Raw genomic sequence first — 19,238 nt, forward strand, 5'->3', positions numbered from 1 at the left:
AATGAATCAGTACGAAACTGTTATCGTTCTAACCCCATTGTTGTCAGAAGAGTCTGCGAAAGAGGTTTTAGCCAAATTCAAAACAATCTTAACTGATAACGGTGCCGAAATTATCCAAGAGGATAATTGGGGTTTGAGAAAATTAGCGTATCCAATTGAGAAAAAATCAAACGGATTCTTCAACTTAACTGAATACAAAGCTTCAGGAGATTTGATCGCAAAATTAGAACTTCAATTAAAACGCGATGAGCGTGTGTTACGTTTCTTAACAATCCGTTTAGACAAACACGCTGTTGCTTACAATGAGAAAAAACGTAGTGGTGCGTTTAACAAAAAAACTAAGGAGGTTGCAGCGTAATGGCAAGAGAACAAATTCAATACGTTACTGCCCCTAAAGTAGAGGATAACCGTAAAAAATATTGCCGTTTCAAGAAAAACGGAATTAAATACATCGATTACAAGGATGCAAACTTCTTGTTGAAATTTATTAACGATCAAGGTAAATTATTACCACGCCGTTTAACCGGTACTTCGTTAAAATTTCAACGTAAAGTGGCTCAAGCAGTTAAGCGTGCTCGTCACATCGGTTTGTTACCATTCGTTGCAGATCAATTAAAATAGGAGGCTCAGAGATATGGAAATTATTTTAAAACAAGATATTAAAGGCCTTGGTGAGAAAGATGATGTAGTTACAGTAAAGCCAGGTTATGGTCGTAACTATTTAATCCCTCAAGGATTTGGCGCTTTGGCTACTTCTTCTGCTAAAAAAGTATTGGCAGAAAACTTAAAGCAAGCTGCTTTTAAACAAGATAAAATTAAGAAAGATGCAGAAGGTATCGCAGCTCGTTTAACTGATGTTAAACTTTCTATCGGTGCTAAAGCTGGCGAAAGCGGAAAAATCTTCGGAGCGGTTAATACCATCCAGGTTGCTGAAGCATTAAAAGCTCAAGGCTTTGATGTAGATCGCCGTCGTATCACTTTTGAAACTGAACCGAAATTTGTTGGCGAGTATGTTGCTAACTTAAACCTACACAAGGAAGTTAAAGTTCAGGTTCCTTTCGAAGTTGTTGCTGAGTAAGCATCATTCACAAGAAGTAAAGTCCTTTCGGTTTCACTGAAAGGACTTTTTTTATGCCAATTTAACGAGTCAATTTAGGATTATCCCAGCCTAATTCTGAAATTTTTATCCGTTAGGTATGGTAGGTCTAATTTCTATTTTACTTGGTAATGTTCTGGCCGGCATCGCCAATAAGTCGACAATTAGTTTCCCCATATCTTCTGGTTGGATTTTCCATGCATCTTTCTCCGAATCTGGATTGTGATCGTTGAAATGACTGGCCACAGAACCTGGCATAATCGTACTAACTTTAATGCCATATTTTCTTAAATCCAGCATCACCGATTGTGTAAAACCTGTTAGGCCGAATTTACTGGCGTTATATGCCGCCCCACCTGCAAAAAAGTTGGTTCCAGCTAAGCTAGAAATGGTAAAGATATGGCCTTTAGTTTTTTTAATTTCCTCAATACTGGCTTTGATACTATAAAACACACCTGTTAAATTGGTATCAATGGTATCATTCCAGTCTGCAATTGATAATTCATCAATGGGTGCAAAATGACCAAGCCCCGCATTAGCGATAAGTACATCCAGCTGGCCCCACTTTTCTATTACAAGTTTAACCGCATCGTATTGAGAATTGAAATCCTTTACGTTTGCTTCGATTGCAAGTATATCTCCATGTGCTACTAGCTGAGCTGCTGCCTGGTTAGCGCTTTCCAATGTCCTGCTTGTAATGGCTACTTTGTATCCATTTTTCAATAGGGATTCGGCAATGCCATATCCTATTCCTTTGCTTCCGCCTGTAATTAATGCTACTTTCATGATAGCTTTAACAGTTAAAGGTTAAAAATGTTTACCCAATAAATGAAAGTGTATTTGGTGCAAATACCATTGATGAGGCTTAAAAATTACTGATCTCAAGTTATTTAGGCATCTACAGGTTAAGACTCTTTATTTACTTTTATCAGGCAGTTGTGCTTTGCGGTTATCAACTGGATAACCGTTTTCAAAACCAGCACTTGTTTTATATTGTGTTTCTTATCTTTGCGCCATGGCCAAAACCAGATCTACCAAAAGCAAGCAATCCATACTAAAGAAATCAATCAACATCATTACGAAAGTATTTTTGTACTTCCTCATGGTATCATTCATCTGGGTTCTGGCTTATCGGTTCATTAATCCGCCCATTACTTTATTAATGGTGTTGCGAAACATAGAACGCAAGGCTGATGGGAAATCTTTTAAAACAGATAAAAAATGGGTCGATTTTGAAGACATGTCTGATAACATGAAAAGAGCTGCGGTTTCTGCCGAAGACCAACTTTTCTTGAAACATATTGGTTTTGACATGAAGGCAATTGAGAAAGCCTTTGCAAGTAATGCCAAAGGTAAGAAAGTAAAAGGTGGCAGTACCATTTCGCAACAGACTGCAAAAAATGTATTTCTTTGGCCTGGCAGATCATGGGTTCGTAAAGGCTTTGAAGCATACTTTACCCTTTTAATAGAGCTTTTATGGAGCAAAGAAAGAATATTGGAAGTTTACCTGAACGTAATTGAAATGGGTGATGGGATATATGGTGCCGAAGCTGCTGCGCAGGAATACTATGGCAAGTCATGTAAGAAGTTAACCAAAAAACAGGCCGCATTAATTGCATCTTGCTTTCCAAACCCTCGAAGGTGGACACCCAAAAATGCAACGCCATATATCAGACATCGCCAGTACCTAATCCTCAGAACAATGAATAGGTTAGGACCCCTAGATTTCTAGCGGCGAGGTTGATATATAAGTTGAGGCGACTTTTTTATGTTATTTTAATCGTGGTCTCTATTCCATTTTACCTTTATTCCGCCTTTGTCGTCGTCTATAGCCTTAAGGTGTAATACGATTCCTTTCATGCGGGCTTCACGCTTTTCTTGCCTGGTTAAATTTTCATCGCCCTTAGGGTTTCTAAGTGGAATATCCATTGCAACATCGGTTCCCGTTCCAAGTGCATAGGTCCCTTTAACGTTAAAGTTTAAAGCACTAGAGTTTACCTGCATCGGACTAATTTTCACCTTATCTCCCCTTATGGTTAATGTACCATCGAGGTTTTTTATTTCAACATTAGAGAGATTTCTGTTGGCAAATGCAAACTTTCCTACCTTAACCATGGGCTCGAAATTTACTAATGCGGCATTATTTAAGTTGAAAACTACTTTTCCGTTGATGGAGCGGGGAAGTATCTTTCCGCTATGGGAAATTCTTCCTGAAATATTAACCAACGATGAAAGATATCCTTTCAGGTTTTTATTGGTGATTGTTTTCTGTCCGAAGTTATCAAACGAATAGAAGAAATCTTTAACACTCACGTGGCTTATTTTAGAGTTAATTTGGAACAGGTTCGATGCCGATTGCTGAATGATATTACCGGTTAGATTTAATGTTCCTCCGGCATGTGCCACGCTGATCTTGTTAAGATAGATTCCTGCGCCCCTTAACGATATGTCTGCAACTAAGTTCTTGGCCAAAAAATTATCGTAAATGGCTTTGCCTACTGTAAGGTTAATATTCATTTTGGAAACTTCCAATACATTGCTCAATTCCTTTGAAGCACTTTTCATTCCCTTGGTTGATGAAGATTTGCTCCTTGTATTCCTCGGACCCAAGAATGGCAAAAATTCACTTAAATAAAGCTGTGGGCTATTCATTTTTAAGTTCACCAAAATTTTATCAGGATCGGTGTAATACAAATTGGCGAAGTTTGCAATGTTACAGCTTACATTTAGTTCACTTTTTCCCAGTTGGAAATGCCCGTTTTGGATGGAAAGGTCATTTTGGTCGAAGTTGATATTTAATGCACTTTTTACGAGATGGAGTTTTCTCGGCACGTACATGATATCTGCATTATCAATTTTAATCTTACCTGATACAACGGGTTTGGTGAATAAAAAGTTGTCGATATCTGCTTTACAATATAACCTTAAATCTGCGGTACCTGCTTTAAATTCAAAGTCTTGGGTACCTAGAGAATTGTTAAGATTAGAAAGTGGAAACTGTGAAGTGACCAAACCAGTAGCGATTGGTTTTGCAAGATTGGTAACGGTAAAGGTATCTATTTTTATAGGTGCATTGAAGTATTTGGCTGTCAAACGGTAAAACTTAATCGCTGAATTCTCATCACCAATAATTCCGCCTACAGTATCTCGGTTTGTGAATGAGCCATCGAAATTTGTAGAGGTGAGTTTTCCTGCAGGTATTGCTACAATGTTATCGCGTACTTTTATGCCCACGTTTATTAATGGGTCACCATACTTTCCCGATCCGTCGTCAATAATATTTCCACGGATATCGACAGGTTTTTCAATACCAAACTTCAACAGCTTAGATGAAATATTGGGAGATAGTAATAGCGCTACGTCCTTAAATAAAATTTGATCTACTGCAATATTTATCGCGAATGCAGCCTTGTCTAGTTCTATTTTAGCGCCTATTTTAAAAGGGTGATCCCCAATTTTTAAGACTTCCGGATCCAGAATTACAGCATCGAGGTCGCGGCTATAGTGTGCAGATAACGTGCCTTCAAGTGATTTGCCTTTCAGAAAACTTCCCTTTTTAGTATTAAATGCGAAACTATTAACGGTGGTTCGCAGCTTAATTTTGCCAGTCCACCCGCTATCAGGATATTGCATTCTGCCTTGTATCTGGTCGATATTGAAGTTAAAGAGTTTAAATCGTTTTTGATTATCCAGAATAAGACTTACACGATTAAAATCTATTTTTTTAACGGCTAAGGCAGATGATTTTGAAGGTTTGTCTGCCGAGGTTTTCGGTTTACTTTTAAAAATACTCGTATTGCTGTATCCCGAAGAATCGGTATAAATATAAATGGACGCATCGTTAATGGCGATTTGGTTAATATTTACGTTACCAACAATCAATGATAGCACATTTAACGAAACGTCAATGTCTTTTGCCTGCAGCAGATTGTGTTGGTGTCTTTTCCAAAGGCTGTCTCGTAGCAACACATCGTTTAGAGACACAGATACACCAGGAAAGCTTTTTAGCAAAGTAGGTTCCATGCTCCCTGCGGTAATCTGTCCGTTTAGGTTTTTATTTAGCTGTGCAAGTATAGAAGACAAAACTTCTTTCTTATTTCTGCTGATGTAAAACGCAGCCGCAAGCCACGTTAATATAATTAGGATTACAAGGACTGATACTATTCGAAGGGATATCTTGAGCCAGCGTTTCATATACAATTGTTTGATAAACAATATAATGATTTAAACCAGCCAATTGTTTGGAGGATCGATTAAAAATAATTTTTTATCGTTTTAAAATCTATTTGAAGTGAAGTAAAAACCTTACTAAAGCAGGTATGAAAAGACTGATGCATGCCAACTGTCTTTCAATGGCACTTCCCACTTGGTGTTTAGTTCTTCTAGTGTTTGTACCATGTTGTTGAAAACAATGGTTTCGATTGTAATCTGTTTAATGTCTAATAAAGTTTCAAAGTCTTCTTTAGATTGAACTTTGACTTCACCATCTACTTTATATGCCATGTTAAAACGGTTGAATAAATCTACATGGTAAGTTTGCTCGATCTCCTTAATGATCTTTACTGAACTATCTATAGAACAGCCGGTTACTCCTGCCAGACTTTCATCAACAGTTAATATGATAAAGTATCCGTAACGGATTTCCGCTTTAGCCATCAAATCGTTGCCATGTGCTTTCCATTGATTGGTAAAAGCCGATAGCTTACTAATGATTTCGACTTCTTCATTAGGATTAAACTTTCTATCGCTCTGATAGATCCATACTCTAGATTGTGGAGAAAAACTCATATACAAATTTATGATTTTAATTAATTTGGCTGGTCTTTAAATCTCCTCCTATGAAAAAGTTTACATTGTGCTTGAAAATAACACTTATTTCGGCCTTTTATGTATCATTAACTGCTTTTTCAACTGCAGAGTCCCTAGCCGAATATGCAGATTTTCTACAGAAATCTTTAACATCTCATTATGATGTTGCCCAGGAAAGTAATGCCATTAAACGTTACGAACTTAATATTACTAACAATGGTTTCTGCAGGTATAAACGATATTTCAATAATGGTAAGACAGAATACTTCGCCTTTAAGTTAACAAAATTTAAGGATATGGATTTTATGGGGAATACATCTTCCGGAAAATTATACTTGCGCACCAAAGGTGATGATGTGATTGTACAAACCTACAAGGATAGGGGCGGGGATGTCGATTCTATGTCAACCCAGGTAATTATTCCTCTTAAAAACATCGAAGCTGAAGATTTAAACCTGATACGTGATCGGTTAGAAAAAATAGTTAGAATGCCTGCATTGGCACAATAATATCGCTTCTTATATCAGGCGTAGCCCTTAGCTAACCCCAGTAATATAAAATTTCTTCAGCCCTTAACAGCTTTACAAGCCATTTGCCCGTGCCGTAATTTCGGCAATGTCCAAAACTTTTACTTCCTGTTCTTTATCTTTCAATTTCACGCCATCACTGAGCATGGTCATACAGAATGGGCAACCTGCAGCTATTACTTGTGGGTTAGTTTCCAAAGCCTCATCAATACGTTCAACATTAATATCTTTATTGCCTTTTTCGGGCTCTTTAAACATTTGTGCACCACCTGCACCACAACATAGGCCATTGCTTTTGCAGCGCTTCATCTCAACAAGCTGGGCGTCTAAAACCTCCAGTGCTTTCCTCGGGGCTTCATAAACTCCATTTGCTCTCCCTAAGTAGCATGGATCGTGAAAAGTAATTTTTTTACCTTTGAAGCTTTCCCCGCCCTCGGCTTTCAATTTACCTTCATTTATTAAATCCTGAATAAGCTGAGTATGGTGGATAACTTCATATGTTCCACCTAAGCCTGGATATTCGTTTTTAATGGTGTTGAAGCAGTGTGGGCAACCTGTTACAATTTTTTTGATATTGTAGGCATTTAATACTTCAATATTAGTCATGGCCTGCATTTGGAATAGAAATTCATTTCCAGCCCTCTTAGCGGGATCGCCTGTACAGCTTTCTTCAGTCCCCAGTACCGCATATTTGATGCCAACATGATGTAAAATTTTGCAGATATCGCGGGTAATCTTTTGGGCACGTTCATCATAACTTCCAGCACATCCCACCCAAAATAGTATTTCTGGTTCTTCTCCTGCGGCCATTAATTCGGCCATTGTAGGTACTTTAAATTCCATCTTTAGCGCTCAAATATTTTATGTCGGTTTTGCTTCCCGAAAATGATCAATCTATTATTTTATATTATTTAGCTTTCTTGTGCCCAGTTGAAACGATCTGCCGGAGAGTATTTCCAAGGTGCCTGGTTGTTCTCAATATTACCAAGCATGGCATTAATGCTGCCTGGAGCTTGCGATTCTTCCATTACAGAAAACCTTCTCAGTTCCATTATAATTTCCAACGGATCTATATTCACCGGACAAGCTTCAACGCAGGCATTGCAACTGGTACAAGCCCAAATTTCTTCCCTGGTAATGTAATCATCTAAAAGCGATTTCCCATCTTGATGATTAGTGCCATGTTGATCGATATTTTTTCCGATCTCCGTAATCCGATCGCGGGTATCCATCATTATTTTTCTTGGTGATAGCAATTTACCTGTAATATTTGCCGGGCAAACTGATGTGCATCTTCCACACTCGGTACAAGTATATGCATTCATTAAATTAACCCAACTCAGGTCTGTAGCATCTTTAGCACCAAATTTACCAGGTTCACCTTCTGCAGGCACAAAAGATGGGTCGAGCATGGCTTTCACTTCATTGGTTACCGCTGGCATATTTGTAAATGCCCCCTTTGGCAACAATTTAGAATAGTATGTATTTGGAAAAGCAAACAAAATATGAAAATGCTTTGAGTAAGGCAGATAGTTTAGAAAGGCCAGAATACCAATAATGTGGAACCACCAGCATGCTCTCTCTACAATTACCAGGCTACCTTCTGAAGCTGGAAGGAGATTGACAAGATATTGACTAACAGGGAAAGAGCCTGCGGTAATATAATGTGAAGCCCCCGACAATTGTAACTTCAAATCTGCCGCATTCATAAATAGAAATGCCGACATCAGTAACACCTCAATAAATAAGATATAGTTTGCATCTGATTTTGGCCAGTTCGTCATTTCAGCACCACTGAAACGCTTCAATTTTAGAATGTTTCTTCTAATTAAAAAAATTACGCAAGATACCCATACCGTTAGTGCAAGGATTTCAAAAGAACCAATCAAAAAATCATAGAATCCCCCCAAACCATGGAAAACACGATGGGTGCCAAATAAGCCGTCGATAACGATCTCCAGGACTTCGATATTGATGATGACGAAGCCAATGTAGACGAAGAAATGCAAAAAAGCGGGTATTGGCCTCACTACCATCTTCGATTGACCGAACGCAACCCGCAACATCGTCATTAATCTTTTCTGTGGTTGATCGCTGCGATCTACCGATTTACCTAAGCGGATGTTGCGAATAATTTTACGCAAATTAACCGTAAACAGCGCAATCGCCGCAAGTGTTATTACTAGAAATAGGATCTGAGCCACCATGCAATATTAGATTGTTTACGCTAAAATAGGATATTAATCTAAATATTTTACTATGCATGCATAAAAGTTTGGTTAAAATTTTTTGTTTGCACTCATTTTAAGCTAGTTCTGATCATAAAAAAAGTCCATTAAAAATTAATTTATTGATAATCAGCATTGCGCCAATTAAATTTAAAAAAAATTTTGCTTTTGAAAAAAGAACGCTACATTTGCAATCCCAAACGGGAGGTGCCATAGCTCAGTCGGTAGAGCAAAGGACTGAAAATCCTTGTGTCCCTGGTTCGAATCCAGGTGGCACCACTTCCAAAAAGCCTTTCATCATCGAAAGGCTTTTTGATTTAAACGTGCGGGCTGGCAAAATAATTTCAAAATGCGCATTGCATTTGAGGAAAAGAATGCTAGATTTGCAGACCCAAAACGGGGTGCCATAGCTCAGTCGGTAGAGCAAAGGACTGAAAATCCTTGTGTCCCTGGTTCGAATCCAGGTGGCACCACTCCAAAAGCCTTGCAGAAATGTAAGGCTTTTTTGGTTTCAATATTTCTCGCTAGTGTGTTGCTTCGGCAATTTCTTTAACCAGGCCAAGTGCTTTTGGCCATGTCTCTTCAAAATAGCTCTTCCATTCTGCTAATACAGACATATCAATTTTGAGGGTTGTACCACTTCCATTTTCATCAAGTGTATAATTTTCTAATACTTCTCCCCATTCGGGTTTAAGGTCTTCTTCATTATCTTTTAGCATCCCAATATGCCTGATCGACAGAAACTGATTTGGGATATTGGCTGCGATGGTAGCCAGCATTCCATTACCTTTCCCATCTGTAAAAGTTGCTTTGCTGCCCGTTTGCCAATCAGTTTCAGCTATAGAGCCTTCCATAAAGGCCGAAGTCCATTTTGGGTAGGTCTCTTTACTGAACAGTGTTTCCCACACGGTAGCTGAACCCGCATTAATCTCTATTTCAAATTGCATTTTTTCCATAGCTATATATTATTAATCCTTTTTTAAGTTTGATTAAAGTTCCGTAAAAATAGATTTTCAATTAAGGTGCAAAACCGACAAATAAAGGGTCTAATAGGTAATTTGCTGGCATAGCTTAAGAAATCAAAAATGGGACTTAAATTTATCCAGTTATCATTGTTTTCGTCATTCTTCACATAAAAGTAAATTAAGCTTTCAAATTCCTTATTTATTATCATTTACATTATAAAATACAATATTTTAAGGTTAATTTAGTTAGTTGATACAGAAAAAGTTATGGTTTGAACAACCAATTTTTCACGATCGTCGTATATCTTTAAAATTCCAAGTATAAATCATCAATATGAAACATAATCGTTTTCGCTCTATAATCGCTTTATTGGTTTTAGGCACTACCATTTTTAGCGCCTGCAAAAAAAGCAGTCCTGTACCAGAGCCGCCTGTTACACCAACGCCTGCTGTAACGGCTACCCGAGCGGAATTAACGAAAGACTCAATTTTTCTTTATGCAAAGGAGCTCTATTATTGGAATACTACTTTGCCTACTTACGAGGCTTTTAATCCTAGAAGCTTTAGTTCAAATGAAACGGAACTTTATGCTTTAACGCAATATTCATCTGATCCATCGACTGGCAAACCTTATGAATTTGTAAATGGCTTTGCTGAGCCAAAATATTCTTTTATAGACTACCTTACAACTGCTGGAAAAGTTGCTGCCTTGAAGGCTGATGTTAATGGAACAGCAGACGATTATGGATTTTCTATCAACTACCAGGATGTTAACGATTTGCGGGTAAAATATGTTTACGGAAACTCGCCTGCTAGCCAGCAAGGGTTAACCAGAGGATGTAGAATTACCAGCATAAATGGCCGCACCAATTTAGCTTACAGTACGGCAACCGTAAGTTTTTTAAATAGCGCCTTATTTGGCGGTAATGCAGCCATCTCACTTACTTTTACAGATTTGAATAATGTAACCAAAACGGTAACTATTACCGCTTCAACTTATACCGTGAATCCTATACTTTATACCAATGTTTATACAGCTGGCACAAAAAAAGTTGGATACTTAGTTTTTAACAGTTATACAAATAATACTTCTGCTGCATTGAAAACAGTATTTTCCAATTTTGCTAACCAAGGTGTGAGCGAATTGGTAATCGATTTGAGATACAATGGAGGGGGTTATGTATCTACTGCTACAGAAATGATCAATTTAGCTGCGCCTGCAAGTGAAAATGGTAACATCATGTACACTACTTACTATAATTCGTTTTTGCAAGGCTTAACAAGTACTCAACGAAAAGCATCGATCCTAACTCACCAACCGCTTCTTGATGGCGATGGTAAATTGCAGCCTTTCACAACAGGCGTAAACGGAAAATATGCCACTTACGCAGATCTGGATTATAACTCTACTTCGGCTGATAATATTGAACGCTTTGTTAAATCAGGATCTCTTAACCTTTCTCGTGTCTATTTCATTGTGAGCGGGTCTACAGCTTCAGCAAGTGAATTAACCATTAATAGTTTATCTCCTGTAATGGACGTTAAGTTAATTGGAGAGACTACTTATGGCAAACCTGTCGGGTTTTTTCCAATTAGGATAGATAAGCTGGATTTGTATATTCCAGAGTTCGAAACCAAAAACCAAAAAGGTTTTGGCGGTTACTATGCTGGTCTAAAGGTTGATAAGGCGGCTAATGAGGACTTAACAAAAGCCTGGGGAGATGAAACCGAAAGCTTACTAAGCTATGCTTTGCTTTATGCAAAATCTGGAAGCTTCGTTACATCCGGAACGAAAACCGCAAGTTTAAAGGCCTCTTCTACAACAATGCCACAAAAGTTGTCTTCTACTGAGTTGAAAAGTGTTGCGCTAAGTTTAGATCAAAATAGTTTTCAGGGCATGGTACTTAGACCAGAGAAAAAGTTCTAATCTGCACACCTTGTATATAAGAATGCCCCCATAAATGTTGTACATCTTGGGGGCATTCCTATTTTTCTACCTGCTTTATAATAAAATTTTGCTGCTGATATCTTTGTTAATGGTAATATAGCCCGGATACTTCACCGGCGTATTACCTAACATGAAAGTAGGTTTAATTTTGATAGTCAACAAGCCCAGTTTTTCATCTTTTGATGATGATCCCTTTTGTGCTGCCTTCACTATATCATTAAATACATTACCGTTAGACACAAGACCGTAGATATTGCTTGTAAGTTGCACAGGAACTGTAACCGTTTGCCCTTGGGAAATGCTAACATTTTGGTTGATGATTCCCTCAGCTAGATCAGTATTGTTTACTAAAATTTTATATTCGAATTGATTAATAGCGGCGAGGTTGCTTGATGGATTTGTGATTTCGAGGTTCAGGTTTGCTCTTAACGGAATGTCTTTTCTCAGCAAACCTAAAGCTACACCAGGTAAACTTGCCAAACTAAATGTCTGCTGTTCCATCAATTCCTTTACATCGGTGCCTGCTATGGAAACCTGTTTTACGCCCGAAATTTTATAAGTACAATCTTCCAGGGCTTTAATTTGCTGCGCTTGCCTGTTTATTCCACATCCGGTTATTACAAATGTGAAGAGACAAATTATTATGCTGTTTTTCATGCTTATCATAACGCCAAATTAGCAAAACTATTTCAGCATCAAATTGCTTTAACAAATATTTAAATTAAGCGCTCGGTGTGATGGTTTCAACACTGTCTCGTTCGTCAGTGCTATCATCGATGCTTTCTCGTTTCACATCCTCGGGTGCTGGTTGTGGTTTTTGATTCTCTTGTTCCTGGTTGTCTTCTAGCTCCTGTTTGCTGTCTGAAGATTTTGGCACGGGCGCTGTTTCATGGCTTTCAGATTGTTGGTCGTTGGAGCGCTCTTGCTGTACTTCATTTGCCTTCCCGGTAATCTCATTAATATGAGCAGTTGGAACTACGGTTTCTATATTAAGATGAGGATTTTCGATGTTATCTATCCCGATACCTTGTTTTTCTTTTTCGTTTTCCATAATATTCTTCTTTCTTTATAAAGAATATTATGTAAGATTTTGTTTGCGCTTTTTATAAAGCATGAACAGAATCTTAACTTTACAAAAAAAATATGGCCATTACATACAGGAAAATACAGCAAAGCGATAATGCAGAAATAGCGGAACTAATCCGAACGGTTTTGAGAGAATTTAAGATTGATAAACCTGGCACTGTTTATACCGACCCTACTACTGATTATTTAGCCGAAGTATTTAAAGCCGATGGATCTGTTTACTGGATTGCGGAAGACAATGGGGTGATTGTAGGTGGATGTGGCATTTTCCCCACAGCAGGCCTGCCGCAGGGTTGTGTTGAGCTGGTAAAGCTCTATAATGCAGAAACCGTTCGCGGCAAGGGGGTTGGCAAGATGTTGATGAATAAAAGTATCGCATCTGCGGTTGAAATTGGTTACAATACCATCTACTTAGAATCTTTTCCCGAGCTTACAACGGCCATCTCTATTTACGAAAAGGCAGGTTTTAAGAAACTAAATCAACCCCTGGGCAATTCTGGCCATTTCGCCTGTAACGTGTGGATGCTTTTATCATGTTAAATTTATGCTATTTAAAATTTTCGAACACTAAGCTTTCATCCCGGCAAAAAGGTAGTTGGGATAATTTTTAACCCATTTGGAATAAGAAGATTCATCAGCCGAAACCATTTGGCTAGTTTTAGCATATGAAAAATATTAAGGTTGTATCGATACATGTGTTATGCTGGCTGCTGGTGCTCGGATACCAATACAGTGGCTATTTAATCGAATCGGCAAGCTTCTCTAGCATGGCATTCGGCATCTCAATGTCTGTTATTCAGATTATAGAGTTTTATATTTGCTATCTGTGGGTATATCCAAACTTCCTGCATCGAAACAAGATTCCGCAGTTAATAATTGCTGTATTATTTACACTTGCGGTTTTTATCGCTTTGCGTTATTTAATAGAAGAGGTATTCTACCTAAAATGGTTTGGGTTTCATAATTATGCTCAGGATACACCAGTTCTAACTTATGTGTTAGATAATATTTACTATGGCACATCGTACTTGATTATTCCAGCTGCAGTATACAGTATTCAACAAAATTACAAGGCAGAGATTGCCAACCGCAAATTGAAAGATGAGGTTGTAAAATCTGAATTGGCATTTCTTAAATCGCAGGTTAATCCACACTTTTTATACAACACTTTGAATTATGTTTATGCTTTGGCTATACCACTTTCAGATCAGCTTGCGAATGCGATACTGCGGTTATCAGATTTAATGCGATATACGCTGAACGAGAGTCCTGATGGAAAGGTTACTTTACGCAAAGAAGTGGAATATTTAGAAAGCTACATCGCATTATTTAGTATGCGTTTCGAGCCTAATTTTTTTGTAGATTTTAAAGCGGAAGGTGTTAACGAACAAAAGGTTGCCGCTTTAATGTTGATTCCCTTTGTGGAAAATGCATTTAAACATGGCGTAGTAACCGATGAGAAGCAGCCTATAAGGATCAGGTTGAAAATTATAGGCCAAAGGCTAAGTTTTGAGGTGAGCAATAAGATCAGTCATGCCCAGAAAGACCACTCAAGCGGTGTTGGCTTGGTTAACATTCATCGGAGGTTGGATTTAATTTATCCAGATCGCCATGAACTGCTAACTGCAAATAACGGCAATACATACAAGGTAACTTTAGTTATAAATATTTAAATTCATTCAAATTATAAAAAATATGATCCGCTGTTTAGCCGTTGATGATGAATCTTATGCCTCAGATATTATTGCAACATTTATCAATAAAACACCATTTCTACAACTGATAGGCACAACAACAAATGCCTTCGAAGCATTGAATATGGTGCAAGACGGTAAAGTAGATCTTGTTTTTTTAGATATACAAATGCCAGAGCTTACGGGTATTCAATTTATGAAAATATGTGGCGGAAAATGTAAGGTGATTCTAACCACGGCTTACCCAGAGTACGCGTTAGAAGGTTTCGATCTAGACGTTGTTGATTACCTGTTGAAGCCAATTTCTTATGAAAGATTTTACAAGGCGGCCGGTAAGGCGCAGCAAATTATTGCTCCGGTACAGCATGAGTTACCAGCTATCCAAACGCCTGCAACTACGGGCGGTTTTGTCTTTATTAAAGGCGATACCAAGAACAAATTTATCAAGGTAAATTATGATGAAATCCTTTATATCGAGGGATTAAAAAATTACGTATCCGTTTATACCGCCAGCCAGCGGATTGTTACCTATCAGGCTTTGAGAGAATTGGAGATTGATCTACCAAAACCGCCATTTTATCGTATCCATAAATCTTATATTATCTCGTTAGATAAAATTAGAATGGTGGATGGAAATACAGTGTACATCAACGATCAATCGTTACCTGTTGGCGAAACCTACAAAGAAGAGTTTTTTAGGGTGATAAAAGACCGGCGCTAGATTAGCAAGTTGCAAGCGATTTATTTAAGTTTGCTGCCAGAACAATTTAACAACTAATCCAAATGCAAGAAACAAATTCACTCAATCAGGTTGCCGAATTTCATACTACCTTTAAACACCCAATTTTAGATACGCCCGTTATCCCATCCAAACAAAGGGCAAATTTGCGCATTTCACTACTGGCAGAGGAATTGAAAGAATTACAGGAGGCCGTAGAAAATGATGACTTAGTTGAAGTAGCAGATGCATTATGCGACTTACAATATGTACTTGCGGGGGCGATACACGAGTTTGGCTTGGGAAATAAATTTAAAACTTTGTTTGACGAGGTTCACCGCTCTAATATGAGTAAGGCTTGCAAAACTATTGAGGAAGCTGAACTAACCATTAAACATTATTACGATAAAGATCAAACTGAAGCATATTATAAGGAAGTTGAAGGGCTGTTTTTGGTGTTTCGAAAAGCGGACGACAAGACGTTAAAATCAATCAACTACTCTCCAGCGGATCTGAAATCACATTTGTAAAAATAGGTCAAACGCAGACAAAATTTTCAACGACTCGTTACTATGTATAATCATCAACAGCTGCAATGCCAGCTGTTTTTGGTTTGTAAGGCTTTTTTCCCTTTTTAAAATAGTTTTTTTTCGGCTTGCTTTTCGTTAATACCGGATCAATGATTTAACCAATACTCCCTTTCTTTTGCCGACAGAACAGTGCATGACAGTTAAGTTTGTGGTAATTTATAATTTGCACAAACCAAATATTTTAAAAAAGCATGCAAGCAGTTTTAGGCGTCATTTTTCATTTTCTTGGTGGCTTCGCTTCTGGGAGTTTCTATATTCCATATAAAAAAGTTAAGGGTTGGGCCTGGGAAAGCTATTGGATTGTGGGTGGGGTTTTTTCTTGGTTAATAGTTCCGCCCCTGGCTGCCTTTTTAACCATACCACATTTTACGGATATTATTTCCAATACCGCTGGAAGCACGCTCTTGCTTACCTATTGCTTTGGGGTGTTGTGGGGTATCGGCGGACTTACTTATGGGTTAGGCGTCCGCTATTTGGGTGTTTCTTTGGGCAGTAGCATCATATTGGGGCTTTGCATGGTATTGGGATCTATCTTACCATCAATCTATTTTGACATGTTCCCGAAAGCAGCGAAAGATACCTTTACTATGTTTTTGCAAACAGATTGGGGAAGAATGGTACTCTTGGGTCTCTTAGTCTGTGTAGTAGGAATTTCCATCTGCGGTAAGGCGGGAATGATGAAGGAGCAAGAAATAAAATCTGCTGTAACCGATACGCATGGACTGGAGGTAAAAACAGAATACAAATTCGGACTAGGTTTGCTTGTAGGGATTGTATCTGGCGTTTTAAGTGCTTGTTTTAACTTTGGTATAGAAGCTGGAAAGCCTATGGCAGATGCAGCCAACACCATTTGGAAGGTTGCTAATCCATCGGAAACGGGAAATTTCCTATTTCAAAATAATGTGACTTATGTTGTAGTGCTTTGGGGCGGTTTAACTACCAATTTTATTTGGTGCATGGTGCTAAACGCCAGAAACAAAACCTTTGGCGATTACTCTAAGGCAAGCACTCCCTTATTAAAAAACTATATTTTCTCTGCCCTTGCTGGAACTACCTGGTTTCTGCAGTTTTTTTTCTACGGAATGGGTGAGAGTAAAATGGGTAATGGTGCAAGTTCCTGGATTTTGCACATGGCTTTCATTATCTTAATTGCAAACATTTGGGGTTTGGTGCTGAAAGAATGGAAAGGCGTTTCGCGGAAAACGCTATACACCGTTTTAACCGGAATTTTAACCATCATTGCCTCAGTACTCATTGTTGGCTATGGTAATTCAATAAAGTAACAAGTAAAACTTCAATATAATGTCTGTTAAAGAAACAAAATATAAGTACGTAAGCTATTTGTGGGATGAAGAAGAGGCCGCTAAGTTAGCTGGGGATGAAGTTGCATTGTTAATTTATCGCTCAAACCTGCTGGGCGCCGACTTGCGTCTTACCAATTATGGCGGTGGAAATACATCCTGCAAGCTCATGGAAAAAGACCCTCTTACCGGACATGAAAAAGAGGTGATGTGGGTAAAAGGCTCTGGTGGCGATTTAGGGACTTTGAAGAAAAGCGGTTTAGCTGCTTTGTATGTAGACCGCTTGCGTAGCCTTAAGCAGATTTACCGTGGAGTAGACCATGAAGATGAGATGGTTCCGCTCTTTAATCATTGTATTTTTGATTTAAGTTCAAAAGCGCCATCAATCGATACGCCTTTACACGGATTTTTGCCTTTTGCGCATATTGACCACTTACACCCTGATGCTGCCATTGCAATAGCCGCCTCGAAAGATGGGAAACAGATAACAGAAACGCTCTTTCATGGAACAATCGGCTGGGTAGAATGGAAAAAACCAGGATTTGAATTGGGCTTACAACTTAAGAAGTGTTTAGATGAAAATCCTGGCATTCGCGGAATTATGCTGGGTGCCCATGGACTATTTACCTGGGGAGACACTGCCTACCAAAGCTACTTAAATACCTTAGATGTGATCGAAGTGTGTTCCGCATATTTAGCAGAAAACTATGGTAAAAAATCACCTGTTTTTAACGGACAGAAGTTGCAAAGCGCTTCAGCTGAAGATCGAAAAGCCCAAGCAGCAACTTTGGCACCAATTTTACGAGGTTTATGTTCTTCAAATCAACACATGATTGGCCATTTTACCGATGATGCAAGGGTATTGGAATTCATTAATGCTAATGATCTGACTCGTTTGGCGCAAATGGGAACAAGTTGCCCAGATCACTTTTTGAGAACCAAGATTTGTCCTCTGGTACTCGATTTAGCCATTGATGCAGATCTATCTGATTTGGCTTCAGTGAAACAAAAACTTAAACCAGCATTTGAGGCTTATAGAGCGATGTATACTGATTATTATGATAGTTGCAAACATCCAAACAGTCCCCCTATACGAGATACCAACCCGGTCGTAATCTTATATCCAGGTATTGGCATGTTTACCTTTTCTAAAGATAAACAGACGGCAAGGGTTGCGGCAGAATTTTATATTAATGCAATAAATGTGATGAAAGGGGCAGAAGCCATTTCCTCTTACACGGCCTTACCACACCAGGAAGCTTTTAATATCGAATACTGGTTGTTGGAAGAGGCTAAGCTACAGCGGATGCCGAAACCAAAACCTTTAACTGGAAAAATAGCCCTAATTACAGGCAGTGCAGGTGGGATAGGTAGGGCAATTGCCAAGAAATTTATCGAAGAGGGCGGGGTGGTAATCTTAAATGATATGAATGCGGAACGCTTGCTGGAAACAGGTGCAGCCTTCGAAAAGCAGTTTGGGAAAGATTCATTTACTACGGCGGTTCTAGATGTAACGAACCAGGAAGCTATTGACAGTGCCTTTAAAGTTGCGGCCCTCGCATTTGGAGGAATCGATATTGTAATTAATAATGCAGGTTTATCGATATCGAAAACCATTGCAGACCATGGTGAAAAAGATTGGGATTTGCTCTATGATGTTTTAGTGAAAGGCCAGTTTTTTGTTACACAAGCTGCAACAAAGATGATGCAAAAACAGGATATTGGCGGTGATATCGTTAATATTGTAAGTAAGAACGCACTGGTAAGTGGTCCAAATAATGCTGGTTATGGAAGTGCAAAAGCAGCACAGTTACATTTAAGTAGACTCAATGCTGCAGAACTTGGTGCAGATCGTATCCGGGTGAATGTAGTAAATCCAGATGCAGTAATAAGCGATAGCAATATTTGGGCTGGCGGATGGGCTGAGGGTAGGGCCAAGGCATACGGTATTACGGTAGCAGAATTGCCTGCATACTATGCAAAACGTACACTGCTAAACCAGATTATATTACCAGAGGATATTGCCAATGCATGTTTCGCCTTTGTGGGCGGTTTATTGAGTAAATCTACCGGGAATATGTTAAACGTAGATGGGGGAGTAGCCATGGCGTTCGCAAGATAAAACTGCTTGTAACTGTTACAGCAAGCCAAAATTCCAAATTAGTTTATTCAATTTGTTATACTAATCTGCAAGGCGCTGAACAAAGGCAAACAACTTAAACTAAAATGTTTTTTATAATAGGGTTTCCAGGTTTCTTTTCTGGATAATTAACCCA

At 38.5% G+C, this 19,238-nt stretch carries 20 protein-coding genes and 2 tRNA genes; 14 read left to right on the forward strand and 8 right to left on the reverse strand.

Annotation, left to right across the window (positions count from 1 at the left end):
* Position 1: 1 nt before the first annotated feature.
* Genes rpsF through rplI form a run of 3 tightly spaced genes read left to right on the forward strand, consistent with a single transcriptional unit; the run spans position 2 to position 1,078 of the window.
* On the forward strand, positions 2 to 358 hold the full coding sequence (gene rpsF, locus OQ268_RS08935; RefSeq protein ID WP_265855788.1) for a 30S ribosomal protein S6: 357 nt from the start codon (positions 2 to 4) through the stop codon (positions 356 to 358).
* Positions 358 to 621, forward strand: coding sequence for a 30S ribosomal protein S18 (rpsR, locus tag OQ268_RS08940; RefSeq protein WP_010599582.1), 264 nt, complete (start codon positions 358 to 360; stop codon positions 619 to 621). The genes rpsF and rpsR overlap by 1 nt, the downstream gene beginning before the upstream one ends.
* 13 nt (positions 622 to 634) lie before the next feature.
* Positions 635 to 1,078: a 50S ribosomal protein L9 gene (gene rplI, locus OQ268_RS08945; RefSeq protein WP_265855789.1), complete on the forward strand. Its 444-nt coding sequence runs from the start codon at positions 635 to 637 to the stop codon at positions 1,076 to 1,078.
* Between the two features lie 105 nt (positions 1,079 to 1,183).
* Here rplI and OQ268_RS08950 read toward each other — a convergent pair whose 3' ends face one another.
* Positions 1,184 to 1,882 carry an SDR family oxidoreductase gene (locus OQ268_RS08950; RefSeq protein WP_265855790.1) on the reverse strand — a complete coding sequence of 233 codons (699 nt, stop codon included), beginning with the start codon at positions 1,880 to 1,882 and terminating at the stop codon, positions 1,184 to 1,186.
* 229 nt (positions 1,883 to 2,111) lie between these two features.
* Between OQ268_RS08950 and mtgA the strand changes: the two genes are divergently transcribed.
* On the forward strand, positions 2,112 to 2,828 hold the full coding sequence (gene mtgA, locus OQ268_RS08955; RefSeq protein ID WP_265855791.1) for a monofunctional biosynthetic peptidoglycan transglycosylase: 717 nt from the start codon (positions 2,112 to 2,114) through the stop codon (positions 2,826 to 2,828).
* A 44-nt stretch (positions 2,829 to 2,872) separates the two neighbouring features.
* Here the strand turns inward: mtgA and OQ268_RS08960 are convergent, their stop codons facing one another.
* Both OQ268_RS08960 and OQ268_RS08965 read right to left on the reverse strand, forming a co-directional pair.
* Positions 2,873 to 5,290 carry an AsmA family protein gene (locus OQ268_RS08960; protein WP_265855792.1) on the reverse strand — a complete coding sequence of 806 codons (2,418 nt, stop codon included), beginning with the start codon at positions 5,288 to 5,290 and terminating at the stop codon, positions 2,873 to 2,875.
* A 114-nt stretch (positions 5,291 to 5,404) separates the two neighbouring features.
* A complete protein-coding gene (locus OQ268_RS08965; RefSeq protein ID WP_265855793.1) occupies positions 5,405 to 5,884 on the reverse strand; it encodes an ABC transporter ATPase in 480 nt (159 codons plus the stop codon).
* 50 nt (positions 5,885 to 5,934) lie between these two features.
* Between OQ268_RS08965 and OQ268_RS08970 the strand changes: the two genes are divergently transcribed.
* Complete coding sequence (locus tag OQ268_RS08970) at positions 5,935 to 6,414, forward strand: hypothetical protein (protein WP_265855794.1); 480 nt, start codon at positions 5,935 to 5,937, stop codon at positions 6,412 to 6,414.
* A 72-nt stretch (positions 6,415 to 6,486) separates the two neighbouring features.
* Here the strand turns inward: OQ268_RS08970 and OQ268_RS08975 are convergent, their stop codons facing one another.
* Positions 6,487 to 7,275: a (Fe-S)-binding protein gene (locus OQ268_RS08975; protein ID WP_265855795.1), complete on the reverse strand. Its 789-nt coding sequence runs from the start codon at positions 7,273 to 7,275 to the stop codon at positions 6,487 to 6,489.
* 68 nt (positions 7,276 to 7,343) lie between these two features.
* Complete coding sequence (locus OQ268_RS08980) at positions 7,344 to 8,639, reverse strand: 4Fe-4S dicluster domain-containing protein (RefSeq protein ID WP_265855796.1); 1,296 nt, start codon at positions 8,637 to 8,639, stop codon at positions 7,344 to 7,346.
* A gap of 227 nt (positions 8,640 to 8,866) precedes the next feature.
* On the opposite strand from OQ268_RS08980, the gene OQ268_RS08985 reads away from it, so the two are divergent.
* Positions 8,867 to 8,939 (forward strand) — tRNA-Phe (locus OQ268_RS08985).
* Positions 8,940 to 9,060: 121 nt separating this feature from the next.
* Positions 9,061 to 9,133: transfer RNA gene (locus OQ268_RS08990), tRNA-Phe, on the forward strand.
* 51 nt (positions 9,134 to 9,184) lie between these two features.
* On the opposite strand, the gene OQ268_RS08995 is transcribed toward OQ268_RS08990, so the two are convergent.
* Positions 9,185 to 9,616: an SRPBCC domain-containing protein gene (locus tag OQ268_RS08995; RefSeq protein ID WP_265855797.1), complete on the reverse strand. Its 432-nt coding sequence runs from the start codon at positions 9,614 to 9,616 to the stop codon at positions 9,185 to 9,187.
* Positions 9,617 to 9,959: 343 nt separating this feature from the next.
* On the opposite strand from OQ268_RS08995, the gene OQ268_RS09000 reads away from it, so the two are divergent.
* Positions 9,960 to 11,552: a S41 family peptidase gene (locus OQ268_RS09000; protein WP_265855798.1), complete on the forward strand. Its 1,593-nt coding sequence runs from the start codon at positions 9,960 to 9,962 to the stop codon at positions 11,550 to 11,552.
* 75 nt (positions 11,553 to 11,627) lie between these two features.
* Here OQ268_RS09000 and OQ268_RS09005 read toward each other — a convergent pair whose 3' ends face one another.
* Both OQ268_RS09005 and OQ268_RS09010 read right to left on the reverse strand, forming a co-directional pair.
* Positions 11,628 to 12,230 carry a Rossmann-fold NAD(P)-binding domain-containing protein gene (locus OQ268_RS09005; protein ID WP_265855799.1) on the reverse strand — a complete coding sequence of 201 codons (603 nt, stop codon included), beginning with the start codon at positions 12,228 to 12,230 and terminating at the stop codon, positions 11,628 to 11,630.
* Between the two features lie 64 nt (positions 12,231 to 12,294).
* Positions 12,295 to 12,624, reverse strand: coding sequence for a hypothetical protein (locus OQ268_RS09010; protein ID WP_265855800.1), 330 nt, complete (start codon positions 12,622 to 12,624; stop codon positions 12,295 to 12,297).
* A gap of 92 nt (positions 12,625 to 12,716) precedes the next feature.
* Between OQ268_RS09010 and OQ268_RS09015 the strand changes: the two genes are divergently transcribed.
* From OQ268_RS09015 to OQ268_RS09040, 6 genes are all read left to right on the forward strand, one after another.
* The gene (locus OQ268_RS09015) at positions 12,717 to 13,199 is read left to right on the forward strand and encodes a GNAT family N-acetyltransferase (protein WP_265855801.1); all 483 of its coding nucleotides are present in this window, start codon (positions 12,717 to 12,719) and stop codon (positions 13,197 to 13,199) included.
* A gap of 125 nt (positions 13,200 to 13,324) precedes the next feature.
* The gene (locus OQ268_RS09020; RefSeq protein WP_265855802.1) at positions 13,325 to 14,332 is read left to right on the forward strand and encodes a sensor histidine kinase; all 1,008 of its coding nucleotides are present in this window, start codon (positions 13,325 to 13,327) and stop codon (positions 14,330 to 14,332) included.
* A gap of 22 nt (positions 14,333 to 14,354) precedes the next feature.
* Positions 14,355 to 15,074, forward strand: a complete 720-nt coding sequence (locus tag OQ268_RS09025) for a LytR/AlgR family response regulator transcription factor (RefSeq protein WP_265855803.1) — start codon at positions 14,355 to 14,357, stop codon at positions 15,072 to 15,074.
* Between the two features lie 62 nt (positions 15,075 to 15,136).
* Complete coding sequence (locus tag OQ268_RS09030; protein WP_265855804.1) at positions 15,137 to 15,601, forward strand: nucleoside triphosphate pyrophosphohydrolase family protein; 465 nt, start codon at positions 15,137 to 15,139, stop codon at positions 15,599 to 15,601.
* A 251-nt stretch (positions 15,602 to 15,852) separates the two neighbouring features.
* Entirely contained in the window at positions 15,853 to 16,944 is a 1,092-nt protein-coding gene (gene rhaT / locus OQ268_RS09035) for an L-rhamnose/proton symporter RhaT (RefSeq protein WP_265855805.1), read from the forward strand.
* A 19-nt stretch (positions 16,945 to 16,963) separates the two neighbouring features.
* On the forward strand, positions 16,964 to 19,084 hold the full coding sequence (locus OQ268_RS09040; RefSeq protein ID WP_265855806.1) for a bifunctional aldolase/short-chain dehydrogenase: 2,121 nt from the start codon (positions 16,964 to 16,966) through the stop codon (positions 19,082 to 19,084).
* Positions 19,085 to 19,238 lie beyond the last annotated feature (154 nt).

The organism is Pedobacter sandarakinus (assembly GCF_026240095.1).
Taxonomy (GTDB): Bacteria; Bacteroidota; Bacteroidia; order Sphingobacteriales; family Sphingobacteriaceae; genus Pedobacter; species Pedobacter sandarakinus.